Genomic DNA, 19,014 nt, shown 5'->3' with positions numbered 1-19,014 from the left:
GCGCGCCATGCGCCAAGCACTCGACCGGCTCTATCTGTGGAGCGGGTATCTGTCGGCGATCTTTCTCGTCGGGATCGCCCTGACGATCATCGCCCAGGTCGTCGCCCGTTTCTTCCCCAAGCTCATCGTCGTGGACTCCACCGAAAGCGCCGGCTTCTGCCTGGCCGCTTCGACGTTCCTCGGCCTGGCCTACACCTTCCGCCACGGCGCCCATATCCGCGTGACCCTGGTCACCCGGCTGGCGACGGGGCTGGCCGACCGACTGGTCCATCTGTGGAGCCTCGCGGTGTTCATCGCGATCATGGGCCTGATGACCTACTGGTCCTTCGACCTCGTCTATTTCTCGTTCAAGTTCAACGACATCAGCCCGGGCCTTCTGGCCATTCCGTTCTGGATCCCGCGCTCCGCCATGGCGGTCGGCTCGCTGATCCTGCTGATCGCCCTGATCGACGAGATCGTCTGCGTCGCCCTGGGCAAGACGCCGAGTTACGTGGAGAACGACATGCCGGCCTATGAGGCCCATGACGACACCCCCGCCGTTCTGGATCGGGAGCGCGGCTGATGGACGCCGGAGTCATCTCGCTCATCCTGTTCGTCCTGCTGCTGGCGCTGCTGGCCTCCGGGCTGTGGGTCGCGCCGACCCTGATCGCGGTCGGCTATGTGGCGCTCGGCGTGTTCTCGCCGGCACCGGCCGGAACCCTGCTGGCCAGCACCGTGTGGGACGCGAGCTGGAACTGGGCGCTGACCGCGCTGCCGCTGTTCGTGTGGATGGGTGAGATCCTGTTCCGCACAAGGTTGTCGTCGGACATGTTCACCGGGCTGGCGCCCTGGACTTCGCGCCTGCCGGGCGGGCTGCTGCACGTCAACATCCTGGGCTGCGGCGTCATGGCCGCGGTCGCCGGTTCCAGTGCCGTCACCTGCGCCACGGTCGGCCGGATGTCGATGCCGGAGCTGCGCAAGCGCGGCTACGACGAGGGGCTGGCCATCGGCACGCTCGCCGGGTCCGGCACCCTCGGTCTGCTGATCCCGCCGTCGATCATGCTGATCGTCTACGGCGTGGTCGCCCAGGTTTCCATTTCGCGGCTGTTCATCGCCGGCATCGTGCCGGGCATCATGATCATCGCGATCTTCATGACCTATGTGGCGATCCGCTCGTCCCTCAACCCCAGCCTGGCGCCGAAGCCGGACCGGCATCTGAGCTTCGGTGAGAAGCTCTGGGCCTCGCGCTTCCTGATCCCGGTCATGGGGCTGATCTTCGTCGTGCTCGGCTCGATCTACGGCGGGTTCGCGACCCCGACCGAGGCGGCGACCATCGGTGTGATCGGCGCCCTGGTCCTGGCAGCGGTGACCCGCTCGCTCACCTGGGCCTCTTTCATGGAGAGCCTGATGGGGGCGGTGCGGACCTCCTGCATGATCGCGTTCATCCTGGCGGGGGCGGCCTTCCTGTCGATCGCCATGGGCTTCACCGGCGTGCCGCGGGTGCTGGCCGGCTATGTGGACGCCTGGAACCTCTCGCCCTTCGCGCTGATCGCCCTGCTGACGGTGCTCTACATCTTCCTCGGCTGCTTCCTCGACGGCGTGTCGATGATGGTACTGACGGCCGCGGTGGTGCTGCCGATGGTGCAGAAGGCGGGGATCGACCTTCTGTGGTTCGGCATCTTCACCGTCATCGTGGTGGAGATGGCGCAGATCACCCCACCGGTCGGGTTCAACCTGTTCGTCCTTCAAGGCATGACGGGCAGGGACATCCTGAAGGTGACCAAGGCGGCGATGCCGTTCTTCGCGCTGATGCTGCTCGGCATCCTGATCATCACCCTGGTGCCGGAGATCGTTCTCGGGCCGGTGCAGTTGATGCTCAGCAAGTAGCGCTGCGACGCGCGATCGGAACCATGAAAAAGGCCCGCGCCGAAGCGCGGGCCTTTCTGCATCCTAAGGAATGTGCCGATCAGTTCATCGGGGTCAGCAGCATGCCCTCGGACTTGTCGGCATAGGTGTCGGCGTCGTAGGCGGTCGCCGTATCGAGCTGTTCCTCGGTATAGGGAACGATCACGGCGGTCTCGTCGGACTCGTTGCGGTAGAGCTCGACCTCCTTGAAGGCCATCGCCACCGGCTTTTCGCCGAGGCCGAGGAAGCCGCCGACATCGATTACCATGGCGTCGATCTTGCCGTCGGCCGTCATCAGCACCTCGCCGACCTCGCCGATATGGTTGTACTTGCTGTCATAGGCCCAGGCGCCGCTCAGGGTCTCGGCCTCCAGCTTCTCGGAGCTGAGCTTGGTGCGGCCCTCCATGAAGGACTCGCGGGTGTTCTTCGGCTCCGTGGCGGTGGTGGTCGCCTCCTTGTCCACGGTGGCGACGGTCGAGGTCGCGGGCACATTGTTGGCCGTCGACTCCTTGGTCACCGGCATCTTCTCGTCGGCCGAGCCAGTGCGCTCCGGGGCCTCATAGGCGCCGGCCTTCTCCAGCTCTTCCTTCGTCAGGGCGGAGACCAGACGGAACTCGTCGCCGTCGCCGGTCTTCTCGAAGGAGAGCCGGTTGAAGTCGACCGCGACGTTCTTCTCGCCCATGCCGAGGAAACCACCGACACCGATGATCACGGCCTTGATCGAGCCGTCCTCGCCGACGATGGCGTCGTCGATCTCGCCGATCCGCTCGGCATCTTCGGCGGCGGAGGCATAGACCGAGTGGCCCATCAGGTTCGAGGCCAGATAACCGCGCACCTGCTTCGCGCCAATCGTATCGACGGAGTTGAACCGCATGGTGGTCTCAGCGTCGGTCGACGCTGCGATCGCCGGGCCCGACATCAGTGCGACGAGGGCGGTGGTGGCGAGCAACTTCTTGAACATTTTCATCCCTCAGTTCGTGGGGCGGCTTGGTGACCGCATGGTTGACGAACGGGGACTAAGACGCCGAGTTCCGGGCCTTTGCTGCCATCACTGACGCAAGTTACGCGTTTGCCGTGCGCTGTTACGGGACGTCGGGCAAGCCGTTGAGCGCGCGCCAATGCCGGGCGATCTCGTCGCGCCGGGCGATCCAGATGCCGCCCTTTGCCGCGATATGCTCGAGCACCCGGGCGAGCCCGGCGATGCGGCCCGGGCGGCCGATGATCCGCAGGTGCAGGCCGATGGAGAGCATCTTCGGCGCGGTGCGGCCTTCCTCCCACAGCCAGTCGATGGCGTCGCAGCAGTAGCGCGCGAAATCCTCGGCGAAATGGAAGCCGCCCGCGCGCTGGAACCGCATGTCGTTGGTGTCGAAGGCGTAGGGCAGGATCACGTGCGGCCGGCCCCCGACCGTGAGGATCATCGGCAGGTCGTCGCCGTAATGGTCGCTGTCGTAGAGGAACCCGCCTTCCTCGACCAGCAGGCGCCGGGTGTTCGGGCTGGAGGCCGAGCGGGTGTGCCAGCCGACCGGACGCACCCCGGCGGCGGCGCGGATCTCCTTCACGCAGCGGGCGATGACCGCACGCTCTTGATCCTCGTCCATATTCGCGTGCCGCTCCCATCGGTAGGAGTGGCAGGCGATCTCGTGGCCACGCGCGACCATGTCCCGGGCCAGCCAGGGCGACAGGGTGAGGGCGCGGGCGCAGCAGTTCATCTGCGCCTTGGCCCCGTACCGGTCGAACAGCTCCATGATCCGCCAGTAGCCGGCGCGGGTGCCGTAGTCGAAATGGGTGTCCTTGGCGGGGTCGGGGACGCCGACCACCTCTTCGACGATCTCGTAGACCGCCTCGTTGCGCTCGTCGCCGAGGGAGACGGACAGTTCCGCCCCTTCCTCCACATTGACCACGAAGGATACGGCGAGGCGGGCGTCGCCCGGCCAGTGCGGATGCGGCGGGGTGCCGCCATAGCCCTTCAGATCGCGGGTCATGCGCCGTCCGCCTCGATCAGCGCCTTCAAGGCGAGGGCTGCGGCCGGAACCGGTTCCACGATCGGCAGGCTCGCCTCCGAGCCCAGGGCCCGTGCCGCCTTGGCCAGCGGTCCGCCGCCGACGACCACCGCGTCCACCTCCAGGGTCCGGGTGGCCTCTTCCAGCATCTCGCGCAGGGTCGCCATCAGCAGGTCCGGGTCGCCCATGACCTTGTACGGGTCGCCCTTGATCCGCAGGATGTCGACCAGCCGGTCACCCTCGCCATAGACCACGGCGAGCGCCCGCAGGTGCTCGTTCAGGTCCGGGGTGGTCGACAGAATGGCGAAGCGTCCGTAGCGCCCGGCCGCCCGCATGGCGGCCTCGGCGATGCCGACGACCGGGACGTCCAGCAGCGCCCGCAGGTCCTCCAGGCCGGGATCGAGGAACGCCGACAGGATCACCCCTTCGCAAGGATCGAGCCCGTCGCGGAACAGCTTCAGCAGCGAGGCCGCCGCCCGCTCCGCACCCGCCACGTCGGTGATGATCGGCGGGGCGTCGTCGTTGGTCTTCAACCGCACAGTCCAGTCGGGGCCGAGCGCCTCCTGCGCGAAGGCGCCCATCAGATCGGTGGAGGCCCGCGTGCTGTTCGGGTTCAGCAGCAGGACACGGTGGCCGGAGCCCTCGTCGGCGGGGGACAGGGTCAGCGCTCCTCGAAGGTGATCGGCTGCGCGCCTTCCCACAGGCAGAGCCGGCCGAGCTCGGCCAAGTTCTCCAGGCCCGAGGTGATGGTGATGAAGTGGTTGCCCGCGAGCTGCGCCATCTTCGAGGCGAACTGCACGCCGCCATAGGCCAGCAGGATCTCGGTCTCGCTGATGCCGCCCGGATAGAGCAGGATCTGGCCCGGTGCGGGATAGCTGGTGTGGTTCTCGTAGCCGACGCCGAACTGCAGATCACCGAGCGGCAGCCACACGCCTTCGCCGCTCCAGCGGACATGCACCGCCTTGCTGACGAAGGGCATCTGCGCGCGGAAGGCGGCGACGGTCTTGGGCGCGGCCTCCTCCTCGAACCGGGCGTCGAAGGTGAGGGGTCCGGCGGTGACGGTGAGGGCGCGCGGCATGGGCGGGATCCGGAAGTTGTGACGGGTCTTTCGACAGCCTGCCGCGCCCGTTGCCGCACCGCAAGATGGCCGACGCGGGCGGCCGTCATTCCTGCCCGGTCCGCGCCGTCTCTTAACGGTTTGTGAGCTTTCGACCGGTAGACTCGCTACAGAGGGTGGGTCAGACTTCCCGATGTGGAGGGGGCGCCACCGGCTCGGGAGAAGCTCATGAAGCAGATCACGGTCTCCATCCGGTCTTCGGAAACTTCCGATGCCATCGGCCTGGCCCGCGTGCAGATCGAAACCTGGCGCGATGCCTATGTCGGCATGCTGCCGGACGAGGCGCTGATCGAGCTGGACGAGATGCGGGCGGCCGTGCGCTGGACGCGCTTGGTGGCAGGGCTGGAGGAGCCGGAGCGGCTGTCGGTCGCCGAGGTCGATGGCGATGTGGTCGGGTTCTGCCATGGCGGCGGCGGGCGCCGCGCGGTCTCTGCGGCACTCGGCGCGAACGACCGCATGGCCGAGGTCTATGCCCTCTATGTGGATCCGAACTTCCAGGGGCTCGGCATCGGCCGCGCGCTGCTCGGCCATGTGGCCCAGGGACTCGAGTCGGACGGGTTCGACGCGCTGACCATCCTCACCCTGGAATCGAACCATCACGGAAGGCGGTTCTACGAGGCCCTCGGCGGGACGCCCGGCGAGGCGGTTCCCTCGGTGGTGAGCGGGTCGCCGATCGACCAGACTCCCTATGTCTGGGCCGATATTTCCGTCCTGGTGCGCCGCATCGAAACCGCCCAGGGCTAGCTCCGCCCCATCGCCGGATCGCACCGCCGCTTCGCACGGCAAACCGCCGCTTGCCGGACCTTCGCGCTTGCAGTAGCTTCCGGCGCTTCCTGAGCACGGCGCCTGGGGGCCATCGATGACCGATCGCGTTCTTATCCTGGATTTCGGCAGCCAGGTCACACAGCTGATCGCCCGCCGGGTGCGCGAGAACGGCGTCTACTGCGAGATCTTCCCCTTCAACGTCGACCCCGAGCGGATCCGCGACTTCGGCGCCGCCGGCATCATCCTGTCGGGTGGACCCTCCTCGGTCTATGGCGCGGACGCGCCGCGCGCCCCGGATCTGGTCTTCGAAATGGGCGTGCCGATCCTCGGCATCTGCTACGGCTCCCAGCTCCTGTGCCACCAGCTCGGCGGCACTGTCGAGAAAAGCGACGAGCAGGAATTCGGCCGGGCCGAGATCACGGTCAAGGATAGCTGCCTGCTGTTCGACGGCCTGTTCACCCCTGGCACGGTCGAGCCGGTCTGGATGAGCCATGGCGACCGCATCGCCGCCGTCCCGCCGGGCTTCAAGACCGTCGCCACCACCCCGTCGGCCCCCTTCGCCTCCTTCGCCAACGAGGAGAAGCGGATCTACGGCCTGCTGTTCCACCCGGAGGTGGTGCATACCCCGCGCGGCGGCCAGCTCCTGCGCAACTTCACCCATAAGGTCGTCGGCCTGAAGGGCGACTGGACCATGGCCGCCTACAAGGACCAGGCGATCGCCAAGATCCGCGAGCAGGTCGGCGACGGCAAGGTGATCTGCGGGTTGTCCGGTGGCGTCGACAGCTCGGTGGCGGCCGTGCTGATCCACGAGGCGATCGGCGACCAGCTCACCTGCGTTTTCGTCGATCACGGCCTGCTGCGGGCCGGCGAGGCCGAGGAGGTCGACCGTCTTTTCCGCCAGCACTACAACATCCCGCTGATCACCCGCGACGCCAGCGACGTCTTCCTGGGCGAGTTGGAGGGCGTCGACGACCCGGAGGTCAAGCGCAAGACCATCGGCCGCCTGTTCATCGACGTGTTCGACGAAGAGGCCAACAAGATCGAGGGCGCCCGGTTCCTGGCCCAGGGCACCCTGTACCCGGACGTGATCGAGAGCGTGTCGCCGACCGGCGGCCCGTCCGTTACCATCAAGTCGCACCACAATGTGGGCGGGCTGCCGGACTACATGAAGCTGGAGCTGGTCGAGCCGCTGCGCGAGCTGTTCAAGGACGAGGTCCGCGAACTCGGCCGCGAGCTGGGCCTGCCGGAGAGCCTGGTCGGCCGCCACCCGTTTCCGGGCCCCGGCCTCGCCATCCGCGTGCCGGGCGCGATCACCCGGGAGAAGCTCGACATCCTGCGCAAGGCCGACGCGATCTATCTCGACGAGATCCGCAAGGCCGGCCTGTACGACGAGATCTGGCAGGCCTTCGCCGTGCTGCTGCCGGTCCGTACCGTCGGCGTGATGGGGGACGCTCGCACCTACGACTACGCCTGCGCCCTGCGGGCGGTGACGTCGAGCGACGGGATGACGGCGGACTATTACCCGTTCCCCCACGACTTCCTCGGCCGCACCGCCACCCGCATCATCAACGAGGTGCGCGGCATCAATCGGGTAACCTACGACATCACCTCCAAGCCGCCGGGCACGATCGAGTGGGAGTGAGGTAATACGAGCTGCGGCAACAGCGCCGTGTCGGCGGTCGGTTTCGCCGCCGCATTGCCCCATGGTGACGAAAGATCGTCCTTGACGCATTGCGGCGGGTGAGTTCGTCAAGTCAGGCCAGTATATCGGTGCTATAGACTCTGTTGATATAGCGATGCTATAGTTCAGGGATGGACACGAAAACGGCACTGGTGGCGGCGGCTCTGACGCTGATCGAGAACGAGGGCGAGGCGCATTTCTCGACGCGGGCGGTCTGCGACATCGCGAAAGTAAAGGCGCCCACGCTTTATCACCATTTCCAGAGCGCCGACGGTCTGCTGAGCGCGGCCATCGCCGAAGCGTTCGAACAGTTCCTGTCGTCGAAGCGGTCGGCCATCCAGTCGGCGGACCCGGTCGCGGCGCTGATCGAAGGCTGGGACAACTATGTCGGGTTCGCCGCCGCACGCCCCCGGCTCTACGCGGCGATGATGGCGCGGTTCCTCTCCGGCGCCGATCTGCCCGCGGCCCGGGAGGGACAGGCGATGCTGCGCCACCGCATCGCGCAGATTGAGGCTGCCGGCCGACTGGCGATCGCGCCAGAGGCGGCTGTTCAGGTTGTCTGGGCCTCGGCCAATTCCGCCGCGCTGTTGTTCCTGAGTGCCACGCTCCAGCTTGGTGTCGGGATCGGAACACCCGATCCGGCCACCGTCATCCGCCTGCGCGATGGCGCCGTGCGGGCCGTCTGCACGTCACTTTCACCGGAGTAGGGGTTATGAAAATCCTGGTGACCGGCGCGTCCGGTTTTCTCGGCGCGCGCCTTGTTCCCAAGCTCATAGCGGAAGGCCATGACGTGGTCGCCATGGCGCGCTCCACTTCGGCGGATGACAAGCTGCGGGCGCTTGGCGCGGAGCCCGTTCGCGGCGACTTGAACACACTCGGCGACATGGCGATACCGCCGGTCGATGCGGTCATCCATCTGGCCGCTCACTTCCGCTTTGCCGGTCCGCGCGCGCCTTACTTCCAGGTCAATGTGGACGGCACGAAAGCTCTGTTGAAGGCCGCACAGGCCGCCGGCGCTTCGTCTTTCATCTATCTGACGGCTGCCGCCGTGATCATGGACGATCGCGGCTCACCGATCCGCAATTCCGATGAGAGTGCGCCGACCTTTCCGCGCAGTTTCTCACCCTACATCGCCAGCAAGGCGACGAGCGAGGCCGGCGTCCTTGCCGCCAACCGGCCCGGTTTCCGCACGATTGCCATCCGTCCGCCGGGAATCTGGGGGCCGGGTGACGCCTTCAGCCGCAACATCCCGCATGCGATCCGGTCGGGCCAGTTCGCCTTCATTGCACGCGGCGACTATCCCTATTCCACCTGCCATGTCGACAACGTCTCCGAAGCGCTGATCTGTGCTCTTGATCGGGGAGAAGGCGGCAAGGCCTATTTCATTCGCGATCGCGAGAACACGACCTTCCGCGCCTTCATCGACGGACTGGCGAAGCTGCAGGGGCTGTCGATCGACCAGCTGCGTTCGGTCCCCTATGGGATGGCGTTCTTCATGGGGCGCATGATGGAACTCGGCGCGAGACTTAGGCGCTCGGATCAGGATCCCCCACTGACCCGAACGATGGTGCGATTGATCGGCCGCGAGTTCACGATCGACGACAGCGCCGCGCGGCGTGATCTGGGTTACCTCGGCAAGGTCTCGCGTCTGGAGGGGCTGGCGTCTTACGGGGCGGGTTAGCTGTAAGTGCTGCCCACGTCATCGATCCCGCCGGGAACATTCCAGCACGCTGACTGTTCTGGGGATACGGAAGCCGACCGCGTTGGCGTGTGACGCCGGCGCGGGCGGCGTCGGATCCAGAGCGGAGGTGCATCGATGCGGCCGGACGACCTGAAGTCGCTTTATCTCATGGAATTGCAGGAGGCATGTTCCTTCGAGGCGCAGTTCGCGACGTCCTTGCCCGACCTCGCCGAAAAGGCCGGCAATGACCGGTTGCGCGAGTTCCTGTCGGCCGACCGGTCGGCGGCCCTCATCCGCGGCGAGCGGGTCTGGGGTCTGCTAGAGGTTCATGACATCGCCGCCGATACGCATACCGACGGATCGATGCAGGCGATCCTGCGCGAAGCCGGCGACTGGGCTGCGACCATCCCGAACCCGACCGTGCGCGATGCCGCGCTGATCGCCTCGATTCAGCGCATCCTGCATTACGGAATGGCCGTCTACGGTTCCCTCGCGGGCTGGGCCAAGGAGCTGAACCTCGCCGATACCGAGGCGCTGAGTGACACCCTGGAGGAAGCCAAGCGCGCGGACGCGCAGCTGACCGCCATCGCCGAGGAGATCGTCAACCGAGCGGCGGCATGATGGCGCACGACAGGTCAGCCGTCTCCGGCCGCCCAGGACGCCTGAACGGGATACGCGGCGGCCGCCGCCGGCACGCGCCCGCGCGCGGCGCCGGGAGCGGTCACTCGAAGCCGGCCGATCGCGGGCTGCGGGGTGTGAGATGACCTCCCGGAGGGAAAACACACCGGAGAAGCCGCTCGTCGTCATCACCGGGGCCGCCGGCTCTGTCGGATCGGCCCTGACGGAACGGCTGAAGGAGACCTACCGCGTGGTGGGTCTCGACCTGAAGGCCTCGGACTCCATCATCGGGTTCGACATCACCGACCGCGCGTCGGTCGACGAGGCCCTGGAGGAGATCCGCGACCGCCACGGCGACCGGGTCGCGGCGGTGATCCATCTCGCCGCCTTCTTCGACTTCTCCGGCGAAGAGAACCCGCTCTACGAGACGGTCAACGTTGAGGGGACCCGCAACCTCCTCCGGGGCCTGCAGAAGCTCCGGGTGGAGCGTTTCATCTATTCCGGCACCATGCTGGTCCATCGGCCCGGCTCCCCCGGCCTGCCGATCACCGAGGACACACCTATCGACCCGCGCTGGGCCTATCCCGCGTCCAAGGCGCGCGCGGAGGAGGCGATCCGCGACGACCACGGCGATATCCCCTACGCGCTGCTGCATCTCGCGGGGCTCTATGACGCGCAGACGGCGGTTCCGACGCTGGCCGAGCAGATCCGCCGGATCTACGAGCGCGAGCCGAAATCCCACGCCTATTCCGGCGACCTCTCCACCGGGCAGTCCTTCCTGCACCGCGACGACATGATCGACGCCTTCGCCCGGACCGTCGACCGGCGGGCCGACCTGCCCGACGCGGTCACCATCCTCATCGGCGAGCGCGAGGCCATCGGCTACGACGCCCTGCAGAGGCGCATCGCCGGGCTGATCCACGGCACCGAGGACTGGCAGACCCTGTCGGTCCCGAAGCCGATCGCCGCGGCCGGCGCCTGGGCGCAGCAGAAGTCCGAGCCGCTGGTTCCGGACGATTTCGACCAGGGCGAAGAGCCGTTCATCAAGCCCTTCATGGTCCGGATGGCCGACGATCACTACGAGTTGGACATCGGCCGGGCGGAGGAGCTGCTGGGCTGGAGCCCGCGTCACCGGCTGCGGGACGACCTGCCGGCAATGATCGCCAACCTGAAGGCGGATCCGGCCGCCTGGTACGACGCCAACGGCCTGACCAAGCCGCACTGGCTGCAGGCGGCCGAGCGGCGGGAGGATCCCGAGGCCCTGCGGGAGCGGCGCGAGCGGGACTTCCGCTCCGCCCATGCGGCGCACATCTGGGCGCCCTTTCTGAACATGGGCCTGGGCGCGTGGCTGCTGACCGCCCCGGTGATCCTCGGCTATGCCGGGGCGAACGGGATGACGCTGAGCGACACGGTGGCCGGCCTGCTGGTGATGATCGGCAGCTTTCTGGCGCTTTCCTGGCGCCTGTCGCTGGTGCGTTGGGGCGTGGCGGCGGTGGCGGTCTGGATCATGACGGCGCCGCTGGTCACCTGGACCGAGAGTGCGGCGGCCTACCTGAACGGCACGCTGGTGGGCGCGGCGGTGTTCGCCCTTGCGGCCTGCACCCGGCCGGCCCCCGGTATCGGCACCCTGGCGGCGACCACCGGACCGACGGTTCCGCCCGGCTGGGACTACTCGCCGTCGGACTGGACCCAGCGGATGCCGGTCATCGCGCTGGCCTTCTTCGGCCTGTTCGTCTCGCGGTATCTCGCGGCCTATCAGATGGGTCATGTGGACGGCGTCTGGGAGCCGTTCTTCGCCGGCAGCCTCGACGACCCGCAGAACGGTACCGAAGAGATCATCACCTCGGACGTCTCGCGCGCCTGGCCAGTGCCCGACGCGGGCCTCGGCGCGCTGACCTATCTGCTGGAGATCCTCACCGGGCTCATCGGCTCGGCGCGGCGCTGGCGCACGATGCCGTGGCTGGTCATGATCTTTGGCATCATGATCGTGCCGCTGGGCGTGATCTCGATCACCTTCATCGTGATCCAGCCGATCCTTCTCGGCACCTGGTGTACGCTGTGTCTGATCACCGCGGCGGCGATGCTGATCCAGATTCCCTACGCGGTGGACGAATTGATCGCCACCTGCCAGTTCCTGCGCCGCCGCAAGCGGGCCGGGGCGCCGCTGCTGCGGGTGTTCCTGACCGGCGACACCGATGAGGGTCCCGACAGCCGGATCGACGAGAGTTTCGAGCTGCGGCCGGGGGCCGTGATCCGCGAGACGCTGACCGGCGGTATCGGCGTGACCTGGGGGTTGAGCGCCAGCGTCGCCATCGGACTTTGGCTGATGTTCACGCGCCTGACGTTGGGCACCCAGGGTGTGCTGGCGGACACCGATCACCTGATCGGCGCCCTGGCCGTCACCATCGCGGTCAGCGCCATGGCCGAGAGCATCCGCGCCGCACGGTTCCTGAACATCTGCCTCGGCGCCGGCCTGGTGATCTGCGCCTTCGTGATGGACGCGACCTGGCTGCAGAGCGGGGCGGACATTGCCGCCGGGCTCGCCCTGATGGTGGTGAGCGTGCCGCGGGGGACGGTTCGCAACCGCTACGGCTCCTGGTCCCGCGTGGTCGTATGATCGGCTGGCTGGAGAGCCTGCCGCTCGCCCTCAGCGCCGGGATCTTCGCGGCCGCGGCCGTGGTGGTCTGGATCGCCGGCACGCGGCTGTCGCGGCTGGCCGACGCCATCGCGCGGCGCACCGGGATCGGCCAGGCCACGCTGGGGATCCTGCTTTTGGGCGGCGTCACCTCGCTGCCGGAGATCGCCGTCGCCGGCAGCGCCGCCTTCGCCGGAAACGGGCCGCTGGCGGTGAACAACCTGCTGGGCGGGTTCACCATGCAGGTGGCGATCCTGGCCCTGGCCGACGTCCTGTTCCGCCGCGGCGCGCTGACGATGGCCGTGCCGGACCCCACGGTCCTGCTGCAGGGAACGCTCGGCATCCTGCTGATGGCGCTGGTGGTGGCGGCTATCGCCGTCGGCGACACGGCCGTGCTTGGGGCCGGCATCTGGTCCTGGGGGATCTTCGCCGTCTTCCTGCTGGCGTTGCGGCTCCTGTCCATGGCCGAGGGCAATCTGGACTGGAAGGTCGTGGGCGAGCCCCCCTCCGAAGAGCTGCCCGATATCGAGGTGCCCGACTACAGCACCCAGGGTCTGGTCCTGCGCACGGGTGCTGTGGCCCTTGCGATCTTCGCCGCCGGCTGGGTGCTCTCCTCGACCGCCGAGACGCTCGCCGAGCAGACCGGCCTGGGCCAGAGCTTCTTCGGCGCGGTGTTCGTCGCCATCGCCACGTCGCTGCCGGAGGTGTCGACGGTCGTCGCCGCGATGCGGCTCAAACGCTACGTCATGGCCGTCTCCGACATCCTGGGGACCAACCTGTTCGACATCGCGCTGGTCCTGGTGGTGGATCTTGCCTTTGTCGGACCCGCCGTTCTGGGCGAGATGGGCGATTTCTCGATCCTCGCCGGGATCCTGGGCATCCTCGTCACCGCCATCTACATGGCCGGCCTGCTGGAGCGGCGCGACCCCGCGATCGCCGGGGTCGGCTTTGATTCCCTTGCCGTGACGGTGGTGTATCTCGGCGGTCTTGGGCTCCTCTTCACCCTGCGGTGAAGGCACGTCAGGTCTGCGCCTGCGGCCCGTGGTTCGCAGCCGCGGACTGTCCCTCCGTTTGCACGCCGCCGGATGCGTCCAGGCGCTCCACCACCATGGCCCTCGCCCGGTTCACCCGGCTCTTGACCGTGCCGATCTCGACTTCGCAGATCTGGGCGCAGTTCTCGTAGCTCTCGCCAAGCAGGACGACCAGGATGAAGGTCTCGCGATACGGCAGGGGCAGATGGTCCACCACCTCCACGACCTCCTTGCCCTGGAGCGACAGCTCCTGGTCGGCTGAGACCGTGGGCATTTCCGAGGCGCAATCGGTCTCACCCGGGCGCTCGCGGTTCTTCTGGGCGCAGGTGTTGTAGAAGGTGTTTCGCATGATGGTGAACAGCCAGGCCCGCAGGTTGGTGCCTGGCTGAAACTTGTCCCTGTTTCGGATGGCCTTCAGCAGGGTGTCCTGAACCAGGTCGTCGGCGTCATTGGCGTCCTTGGTCAGGGATCTGGCGAAGGCCCTTAAGGCGGGAATCCACTCGATCGTCGTGTCGGTGGAGAGTTCCCCGGCGTCGTGGTCTTTCCTGTCGCGCAACATGGGTTGGCCTTTGTACGCGGTACTTTGGCATGCGGTGGGACGACCGCCGCAGGACCGCGTTGTGAGTTATCGGTAACTCAACAGAATGAGCAGGGCACGTGGCTGTCGCATTCATCAACATTCAATCGCTGCACTGTCCGCGATCGACGTTGGCAACTAGAGCCGCACTGACCATTGAGCCGAGAACGTGAACGGATTTCCGCCACCGTTCTCTCGGTCTTGCCGTACAGACGGAGAACGTGTCGCCGGAGGGTCGGTTGCACGGAAAAAGACGAAAACAGATCTCAGGGCACGACAGACGAGATCACCACGGGGTTATCCGTGCAGGCCCGCCGTGACCCTCCTCGCACAACGGAAGCCCGACCCGCTGTCTGGCAGCGACCCGGGCTTCTGGCGAGGAATGGGGAGACGCCGGGGGCTGGACAGGCCGTCACGCCCCAGGTCGGTTGTCAGCTATGGGCGCCGCCCGGCTGAGCGATGCCGGAAAGAGCCTGTCCGGCCCTGGCGCCGGCGTCCCGGACGGCGATATCGCCCAGAGACAGAACGCCGACCAGCCGCTTGTCGCTGTTGACCACCGGCATCCGGCGGACCTGCTGGTCGCCCATGTTCTGGACGATCGACTCGCACTCGTCCGTGTCGAAGCAATAGCGGACGTCGGCGGTCATCACCTCGCGCACGGCGCTGTCCAGGCCCATGCCCTGACCGACACCGCGGACGCAGATATCCCGGTCGGTGACCATGCCGACCAGCTCGTCGCCTTCGCCGACCAGCAGAAAGCCGACATCGACATCCGCCATCATCGCGGCGGTATCCCGCAGGCTCTTGTCGGGGGCTACCACGATTGGATCTGAGGACATGATTTCGGATACTTTCATCGGAGTTCCTCCTTTCGCGTGCGCCTTGGGCGCTCTGATCCAAGAACAGCTGCGTGGGGGCCCTTGTTCCCCGGCCGGGCTGAGAAACCTCCGGCAAGCGCGCCCGGCCAGCCGGCGCGGGAACCTCAGGGCGGGGCCGCTGTTTCCATCACAGTCGGGCTCGATGCCCATCTGCGCCGGAGGACTGACGATGACGGGAAACACACAGGATCAGGAGAAGGCTGCGGGCATGGCCCTTGCCGCAAAGCGGGGAGAGATCGAGAAGGAGCAACTGAACGACGCCGCCCGGGAAATGTATGACACCATGACCGAAGCCCAGCTCAAGGGGCTTGCCGAGACCGATCCCAAGTTGAAGCCGGAAAACCGGTCCCGGTCGTAAGGCGGGTGTTCGCCGTTCGCACGGTGGCGCCGCCCCCCCTGCAGGTCCGACGCGCCGGGGCTCCGCGCAGGGACGAACCGGAAAAGTCTCGTGGTCAGGTGTTGCGTTAGGTCGACTGACGTTGCAGACCCGGGGGATCGTCCGTCCGGCTCGCCTCCACCATTCCTCCGGCGGCGGTTGCCTCGGACCCGCACATCGAAGAAAGGAGCGAGACATGGCCTCCGACCGGAGAGGGCCGACGAACCGCGCCGAGGCGCAGCAGAGGTTCGGCACCGAGGGTCTGGCGCCCATGACCCGGCCGTCCCGCACAGTCCGGCTGCTCATGCGACTCGTCGCCTGGGTGGAGCGCATGAATCTTCGGTATTCGAAGGTGCCGAACCGGCCGGTCCACGACAACGCTACCTTCCCCTGGATCGACGAACTCGAGCGGGCGAGCCCCCTGATCCGGGCCGAGCTTGACCGCGTTCTCGACCGGCAGGCCGAGCTGCCGGGCTTCCACGAACTGTCGACCGATGTCCGCACGATCAGCCAGGACCGTGGCTGGAAGACATTCTTTCTCACCGGCTACGGGGTCTCCTCTGAGGCGAATCTCCGGCAGTGTCCGGAAACCAGCCGGGTCATTCAGAAGATCCCCGGCCTCAAGACCGCCATGTTCTCGATCTTCGAGTCGGGCAAGCACCTGCCGGCCCATCGCGGCCCGTATAACGGTGTGCTGAGGCTGCATCTCGGATTGATCGTGCCAGAGGCCACGCCCGACGAGTTGGCGATCCGTGTCGAGGATCGGACCTGCCAGTGGGAGGAGGGCAAGGTCCTGATCTTCGACGACGCCTTCGAGCACGAGGCCTGGAACCACACCGACCAGACCCGTGTCGTGCTGTTCGTCGATTTCGTGAAGCCGCTGCGCTTCCCCGCGCGGCTGCTGAATTGGCTGCTGCTGAACCTTGCCGTCTTCACCCCCTTCATCCGCGAGGGCACGCAGAACCAGAAGGCCTGGGAAAGGCAGTTCTACGAGGCTGCCTGACCATCAGGCAGGCCATCGGCATGCCAGCTCCGTCGTCCTCACCAGGCCTTCCTTTGCCATCACCGCCCGCTCCGGGAACATCTGCCCGCCGGCCCTGTTGATGACACGACACAAGGAGCCGGAGCCATGACCAACCCAACCAAAGACAGGATGGCAGGACGCGAGCGCCCGGCTGCCGTTCCTCTCGACACCGCCGAGGAAGCGGCGGGTACGTCACCCGACCGGGAGGAGGCAGAGGCGGCACAACGCATGGAGACCGAGCGCGCCGCCGGCGACGGTAGCCGGCCTGCGCCCGTCGTCGCCGCGGATCACCGATCGCCCCGCTGGAAGGGGACGTTCGTCCTGGCAGCCGCGGTGCTGGTCATCGCAGGGCTGCTCGTCTGGCTGTTCGCGATCAGCTGACCTCAGCCTGGCCCAAGGGACACCGATCATGAGTGACCAAGGCAAGACCGACCCCTCCGAAGCCCCCCATGACAAGCGGGGCCTCACCCGGTCAGCCCTGGAGGCACGCCAGGGCAGGATCATCCTGCGCAAGCGATGGCAACGCGTCGTCTTCATCGCCGGACTGGTCGGAATTCCCGTGGTCGGCGTGGCCCTCACGTGGTTGGCGGCCGCATGAGGCGGGGCGTCACCTTGCGTCGTGGAAGATGATCCCCGCGGTGTGGCGCCGGCCGGAGCGGACGCGGCTTACGCCGTGGCGCAGCTTGACGCGGTAGCTGCCGCGCGTGCCCTGGACCGGCCGGGTGTTGACGGCGAAGGCGACGGCGTCGCCCTGGCGCAGAGGCACCACGTCGACGCGGCTCTGCATCCGCGGGCGCTGCTCGGTCATGCAGAACTCGCCCCCGGTGAAGTCCTCGCCCGGCTCGGACAGCAGGATGGCCACCTGGATGGGGAAGACGAGATCGCCATACAGGTCCTGGTGCAGACAGTTGAAGTCACCCGGCCCGTATTGCAGCAGCAGCGGCGTCGGGCGGGTTTGGCCGGCGGCGTGGCACTGCGCCAGATAGTCCGAATGCGCCTCGGGGTAGCGCTGCTCGATGCCCATACGCTCGTTCCACTGGGTCGCCAGATCGGCCAGCCGTGGGTAGAGGGCCGTCCGAAGCGCTCCCAGCGGATCCGGCAGCGGATAGGCGAAGTAGCGGTACTCGCCCTTGCCGAAGCCGTGCCGGGCCATGATGACGTGACTGCGGAAGCGGTCCGGCTCGCCATAGAGCGCGGCCAGGTCCCGACACTCCGTCGGGGTGAGCAGTCCGGGCAGAATGGCGCTGCCGTTGCCGTCGAGCTCCGCGGTCAGGGCGGACCAGTCATAGGCGGCCAGGCGGTCGTCGGTCATGGCTGTCTCTCCGTCGTTGGCGGCCCGGTATCGCATCGGTGGGGTGCGCGGACACTCTGATTGTTGCGGTTTAATTGGGTCGGTCCTCCCCGGCGCCGACGATCCGGACGACCGCACTCCGTGCGCTCGGCCCGACGCGACGGCGCGCCGCCTGATCTCGGTGGGGAAGGCTGACCGGGAATTTAATTCATTGATTTGGTGGGAGGGTTCTGGGATCACTTCGACAGTCGATCGTCGGTATCGGCACCCAGCCTGCCGCCGCGCTGAAGATTAAGACAACACTCCGTAAGACGTTCGGCGTTGCCGCAGGAATGCTGACGGATCCATGCGCTGAAGGGCTGAAGAAGACATGACCCCCGACGAATTCACCAAGATCGTTTCGCCGACCGTCCTCTCCAACAAGTCCTTCAACAAGATTTTCTGCATCGGCTTCAACAAGACCGGAACGACCACGCTTGAGCAGGTGCTCCGGCTGTACGGCTACAGGATGCCGGATCAGCAGGAACAGGAAGCCCGCCTGACCCGACAGGTGTTCTCCACCGACTACACCGAACTGAAGAGCTACTGCTCAGGGTTCGACGCGTTCCAGGACATGCCGTTCTCCCAGGGGCAGGCCTACGTGGCGGCCGATGCGCTGTTTCCGAACAGCAAGTTCATTCTGACGGAGCGCAGTTCAGACGCCTGGTTCGCGTCGATGTATAATTTCCACAAGAAGCTCTACAATATCGAGGACATGTCCGCCCTGACGGAAGAGGATATCCGCACGAAGTTCAACTATCTCTATCCGGGCTATATTCACGCCACCATGAAAATGATGCTGAGCGATTTTCAGGGAGAGCGCAAAGAGATCCTGTGGAACAAGCTTTACGATAAGGAATACTATGTAAATCTGTACGAGAATCGGAACAGAGAGATCAAACGGTATTTTGCCGAAGCGGAAGACAAGCTGCTGGTGATCGATATCTCAAAGGAAACCGACACCGGGAAGCTGTGCGCGTTTCTGAATATCCCGCCGCATATGAAGGTTCCGATGCCGCATTCCAACAAGACCTGAGGCCGTCGAGGGTTCAGGGGCGTCCCGGTCGACCGTCGGATTGCGCCTCGGCACCGGGCGCGACGGTGCGATGCGACCGTCCTGCGCGCCGATGCGGGTAGGCGGTGTCAGAGCGCCTCGAGATCGATGTCGAGGACCGTCATGTTGAACTGGTAGCAGACCTCGCCGTCCTCGTCGTCGCGGAAGATGACGCCAAGAAATTCGTCGTCGAGCATGACTTCCACCGAATCGTTCTTGCTCGCGCGCGGGACGAGGGCGATCCGATTGTTCGAGAAACGGTTGCGAAGATACGCCTGTACCTGAGCGATTTCCTTCGGCGTCACGTCGGTCTCCTTGATGAGGTCAGCGGGCGGGCTGTGTTTTTCGATGTGGTGAGCGGAT

The 19,014-nt window shown here is 66.5% G+C and carries 22 protein-coding genes; 14 read left to right on the top strand and 8 right to left on the bottom strand.

Going from position 1 to position 19,014, the window contains the following annotated elements; genetic code table 11:
• Window positions 1–7: 7 nt before the first annotated feature.
• Window positions 8–562 carry a TRAP transporter small permease gene (locus ACOQOP_RS09280; protein ID WP_420566045.1) on the top strand — a complete coding sequence of 185 codons (555 nt, stop codon included), beginning with the start codon at window positions 8–10 and terminating at the stop codon, window positions 560–562.
• Window positions 562–1,866 carry a TRAP transporter large permease gene (locus ACOQOP_RS09275; protein ID WP_420566044.1) on the top strand — a complete coding sequence of 435 codons (1,305 nt, stop codon included), beginning with the start codon at window positions 562–564 and terminating at the stop codon, window positions 1,864–1,866. The genes ACOQOP_RS09280 and ACOQOP_RS09275 overlap by 1 nt, the downstream gene beginning before the upstream one ends.
• Before the next feature lie 79 nt (window positions 1,867–1,945).
• Here ACOQOP_RS09275 and ACOQOP_RS09270 read toward each other — a convergent pair whose 3' ends face one another.
• The 4 genes from ACOQOP_RS09270 to ACOQOP_RS09255 all read right to left on the bottom strand — a co-directional run bounded on the left by ACOQOP_RS09270 (window position 1,946) and on the right by ACOQOP_RS09255 (window position 4,962).
• Window positions 1,946–2,845 (bottom strand): PRC-barrel domain-containing protein, encoded by a 900-nt coding sequence (locus tag ACOQOP_RS09270; protein ID WP_420566043.1) that lies wholly within the window; start codon window positions 2,843–2,845, stop codon window positions 1,946–1,948.
• Window positions 2,846–2,966: 121 nt separating this feature from the next.
• Window positions 2,967–3,866, bottom strand: coding sequence for an allantoinase PuuE (locus tag ACOQOP_RS09265; protein ID WP_420566042.1), 900 nt, complete (start codon window positions 3,864–3,866; stop codon window positions 2,967–2,969).
• Window positions 3,863–4,585, bottom strand: a complete 723-nt coding sequence (locus ACOQOP_RS09260) for an aspartate/glutamate racemase family protein (RefSeq protein WP_420566041.1) — start codon at window positions 4,583–4,585, stop codon at window positions 3,863–3,865. The genes ACOQOP_RS09265 and ACOQOP_RS09260 overlap by 4 nt, the downstream gene beginning before the upstream one ends.
• The gene (locus tag ACOQOP_RS09255; RefSeq protein WP_420566040.1) at window positions 4,546–4,962 is read right to left on the bottom strand and encodes a DUF3830 family protein; all 417 of its coding nucleotides are present in this window, start codon (window positions 4,960–4,962) and stop codon (window positions 4,546–4,548) included. The genes ACOQOP_RS09260 and ACOQOP_RS09255 overlap by 40 nt, the downstream gene beginning before the upstream one ends.
• Before the next feature lie 207 nt (window positions 4,963–5,169).
• Between ACOQOP_RS09255 and ACOQOP_RS09250 the strand changes: the two genes are divergently transcribed.
• From ACOQOP_RS09250 to ACOQOP_RS09220, 7 genes are all read left to right on the top strand, one after another.
• A complete protein-coding gene (locus ACOQOP_RS09250) occupies window positions 5,170–5,745 on the top strand; it encodes a GNAT family N-acetyltransferase (protein WP_420566039.1) in 576 nt (191 codons plus the stop codon).
• Window positions 5,746–5,860: 115 nt separating this feature from the next.
• Window positions 5,861–7,408 (top strand): glutamine-hydrolyzing GMP synthase, encoded by a 1,548-nt coding sequence (gene guaA, locus ACOQOP_RS09245; protein ID WP_420566038.1) that lies wholly within the window; start codon window positions 5,861–5,863, stop codon window positions 7,406–7,408.
• A gap of 170 nt (window positions 7,409–7,578) precedes the next feature.
• The gene (locus ACOQOP_RS09240; protein WP_420566037.1) at window positions 7,579–8,154 is read left to right on the top strand and encodes a TetR/AcrR family transcriptional regulator; all 576 of its coding nucleotides are present in this window, start codon (window positions 7,579–7,581) and stop codon (window positions 8,152–8,154) included.
• A 5-nt stretch (window positions 8,155–8,159) separates the two neighbouring features.
• A complete protein-coding gene (locus ACOQOP_RS09235; RefSeq protein ID WP_420566036.1) occupies window positions 8,160–9,128 on the top strand; it encodes an NAD-dependent epimerase/dehydratase family protein in 969 nt (322 codons plus the stop codon).
• A gap of 135 nt (window positions 9,129–9,263) precedes the next feature.
• Complete coding sequence (locus tag ACOQOP_RS09230; protein ID WP_420566035.1) at window positions 9,264–9,749, top strand: ferritin-like domain-containing protein; 486 nt, start codon at window positions 9,264–9,266, stop codon at window positions 9,747–9,749.
• Window positions 9,750–9,888: 139 nt separating this feature from the next.
• Entirely contained in the window at window positions 9,889–12,363 is a 2,475-nt protein-coding gene (locus ACOQOP_RS09225; protein WP_420566034.1) for an NAD-dependent epimerase/dehydratase family protein, read from the top strand.
• Complete coding sequence (locus tag ACOQOP_RS09220) at window positions 12,360–13,394, top strand: sodium:calcium antiporter (protein ID WP_420566033.1); 1,035 nt, start codon at window positions 12,360–12,362, stop codon at window positions 13,392–13,394. Before ACOQOP_RS09225 ends, ACOQOP_RS09220 begins: the two co-directional genes overlap by 4 nt.
• Window positions 13,395–13,401: 7 nt before the next feature.
• On the opposite strand, the gene ACOQOP_RS09215 is transcribed toward ACOQOP_RS09220, so the two are convergent.
• Both ACOQOP_RS09215 and ACOQOP_RS09210 read right to left on the bottom strand, forming a co-directional pair.
• Window positions 13,402–13,971, bottom strand: a complete 570-nt coding sequence (locus ACOQOP_RS09215) for a sigma-70 family RNA polymerase sigma factor (RefSeq protein WP_420566032.1) — start codon at window positions 13,969–13,971, stop codon at window positions 13,402–13,404.
• Window positions 13,972–14,420: 449 nt separating this feature from the next.
• A complete protein-coding gene (locus ACOQOP_RS09210) occupies window positions 14,421–14,828 on the bottom strand; it encodes a CBS domain-containing protein (RefSeq protein ID WP_420566031.1) in 408 nt (135 codons plus the stop codon).
• 208 nt (window positions 14,829–15,036) lie between these two features.
• Between ACOQOP_RS09210 and ACOQOP_RS09205 the strand changes: the two genes are divergently transcribed.
• The 4 genes from ACOQOP_RS09205 to ACOQOP_RS09190 all read left to right on the top strand — a co-directional run bounded on the left by ACOQOP_RS09205 (window position 15,037) and on the right by ACOQOP_RS09190 (window position 16,865).
• Window positions 15,037–15,225: a DUF3008 family protein gene (locus tag ACOQOP_RS09205; protein WP_420566030.1), complete on the top strand. Its 189-nt coding sequence runs from the start codon at window positions 15,037–15,039 to the stop codon at window positions 15,223–15,225.
• Window positions 15,226–15,439: 214 nt separating this feature from the next.
• Window positions 15,440–16,246 (top strand): aspartyl/asparaginyl beta-hydroxylase domain-containing protein, encoded by an 807-nt coding sequence (locus ACOQOP_RS09200; protein ID WP_420566029.1) that lies wholly within the window; start codon window positions 15,440–15,442, stop codon window positions 16,244–16,246.
• 126 nt (window positions 16,247–16,372) lie between these two features.
• Window positions 16,373–16,648, top strand: a complete 276-nt coding sequence (locus tag ACOQOP_RS09195) for a hypothetical protein (protein ID WP_420566028.1) — start codon at window positions 16,373–16,375, stop codon at window positions 16,646–16,648.
• Window positions 16,649–16,676: 28 nt separating this feature from the next.
• A complete protein-coding gene (locus ACOQOP_RS09190; protein WP_420566027.1) occupies window positions 16,677–16,865 on the top strand; it encodes a hypothetical protein in 189 nt (62 codons plus the stop codon).
• A 9-nt stretch (window positions 16,866–16,874) separates the two neighbouring features.
• Here ACOQOP_RS09190 and ACOQOP_RS09185 read toward each other — a convergent pair whose 3' ends face one another.
• A complete protein-coding gene (locus ACOQOP_RS09185; RefSeq protein ID WP_420566026.1) occupies window positions 16,875–17,579 on the bottom strand; it encodes a 2OG-Fe(II) oxygenase in 705 nt (234 codons plus the stop codon).
• Between the two features lie 349 nt (window positions 17,580–17,928).
• Here ACOQOP_RS09185 and ACOQOP_RS09180 point away from each other — a divergent pair, with 349 nt between their 5' ends.
• Window positions 17,929–18,633, top strand: a complete 705-nt coding sequence (locus tag ACOQOP_RS09180; protein WP_420566025.1) for a sulfotransferase — start codon at window positions 17,929–17,931, stop codon at window positions 18,631–18,633.
• A 107-nt stretch (window positions 18,634–18,740) separates the two neighbouring features.
• On the opposite strand, the gene ACOQOP_RS09175 is transcribed toward ACOQOP_RS09180, so the two are convergent.
• Complete coding sequence (locus ACOQOP_RS09175; RefSeq protein WP_420566024.1) at window positions 18,741–18,956, bottom strand: DUF3126 family protein; 216 nt, start codon at window positions 18,954–18,956, stop codon at window positions 18,741–18,743.
• Between the last annotated feature and the right edge of the window lie 58 nt (window positions 18,957–19,014).

The organism is Thalassobaculum sp. (assembly GCF_965223715.1).
In the GTDB taxonomy this organism is placed as follows: domain Bacteria; phylum Pseudomonadota; class Alphaproteobacteria; order Thalassobaculales; family Thalassobaculaceae; genus Thalassobaculum.
The sequence above is the reverse complement of the archived record's forward strand: the minus strand, read 5'-3'. Positions and strand labels throughout refer to the sequence as shown.

Coding starts and splice junctions, on each gene's coding strand:
- ACOQOP_RS09280 (WP_420566045.1), top strand. CDS start 8: ATGCGCCAAGCACTCGACCGGCTCTATCTGTGGAGCGGGTATCTGTCG.
- ACOQOP_RS09275 (WP_420566044.1), top strand. CDS start 562: ATGGACGCCGGAGTCATCTCGCTCATCCTGTTCGTCCTGCTGCTGGCG.
- ACOQOP_RS09270 (WP_420566043.1), bottom strand. CDS start 2,845: ATGTTCAAGAAGTTGCTCGCCACCACCGCCCTCGTCGCACTGATGTCG.
- ACOQOP_RS09265 (WP_420566042.1), bottom strand. CDS start 3,866: ATGACCCGCGATCTGAAGGGCTATGGCGGCACCCCGCCGCATCCGCAC.
- ACOQOP_RS09255 (WP_420566040.1), bottom strand. CDS start 4,962: ATGCCGCGCGCCCTCACCGTCACCGCCGGACCCCTCACCTTCGACGCC.
- ACOQOP_RS09250 (WP_420566039.1), top strand. CDS start 5,170: ATGAAGCAGATCACGGTCTCCATCCGGTCTTCGGAAACTTCCGATGCC.
- guaA (WP_420566038.1), top strand. CDS start 5,861: ATGACCGATCGCGTTCTTATCCTGGATTTCGGCAGCCAGGTCACACAG.
- ACOQOP_RS09240 (WP_420566037.1), top strand. CDS start 7,579: ATGGACACGAAAACGGCACTGGTGGCGGCGGCTCTGACGCTGATCGAG.
- ACOQOP_RS09235 (WP_420566036.1), top strand. CDS start 8,160: ATGAAAATCCTGGTGACCGGCGCGTCCGGTTTTCTCGGCGCGCGCCTT.
- ACOQOP_RS09230 (WP_420566035.1), top strand. CDS start 9,264: ATGCGGCCGGACGACCTGAAGTCGCTTTATCTCATGGAATTGCAGGAG.
- ACOQOP_RS09225 (WP_420566034.1), top strand. CDS start 9,889: ATGACCTCCCGGAGGGAAAACACACCGGAGAAGCCGCTCGTCGTCATC.
- ACOQOP_RS09220 (WP_420566033.1), top strand. CDS start 12,360: ATGATCGGCTGGCTGGAGAGCCTGCCGCTCGCCCTCAGCGCCGGGATC.
- ACOQOP_RS09215 (WP_420566032.1), bottom strand. CDS start 13,971: ATGTTGCGCGACAGGAAAGACCACGACGCCGGGGAACTCTCCACCGAC.
- ACOQOP_RS09210 (WP_420566031.1), bottom strand. CDS start 14,828: ATGTCCTCAGATCCAATCGTGGTAGCCCCCGACAAGAGCCTGCGGGAT.
- ACOQOP_RS09205 (WP_420566030.1), top strand. CDS start 15,037: ATGACGGGAAACACACAGGATCAGGAGAAGGCTGCGGGCATGGCCCTT.
- ACOQOP_RS09200 (WP_420566029.1), top strand. CDS start 15,440: ATGGCCTCCGACCGGAGAGGGCCGACGAACCGCGCCGAGGCGCAGCAG.
- ACOQOP_RS09195 (WP_420566028.1), top strand. CDS start 16,373: ATGACCAACCCAACCAAAGACAGGATGGCAGGACGCGAGCGCCCGGCT.
- ACOQOP_RS09190 (WP_420566027.1), top strand. CDS start 16,677: ATGAGTGACCAAGGCAAGACCGACCCCTCCGAAGCCCCCCATGACAAG.
- ACOQOP_RS09185 (WP_420566026.1), bottom strand. CDS start 17,579: ATGACCGACGACCGCCTGGCCGCCTATGACTGGTCCGCCCTGACCGCG.
- ACOQOP_RS09180 (WP_420566025.1), top strand. CDS start 17,929: ATGACCCCCGACGAATTCACCAAGATCGTTTCGCCGACCGTCCTCTCC.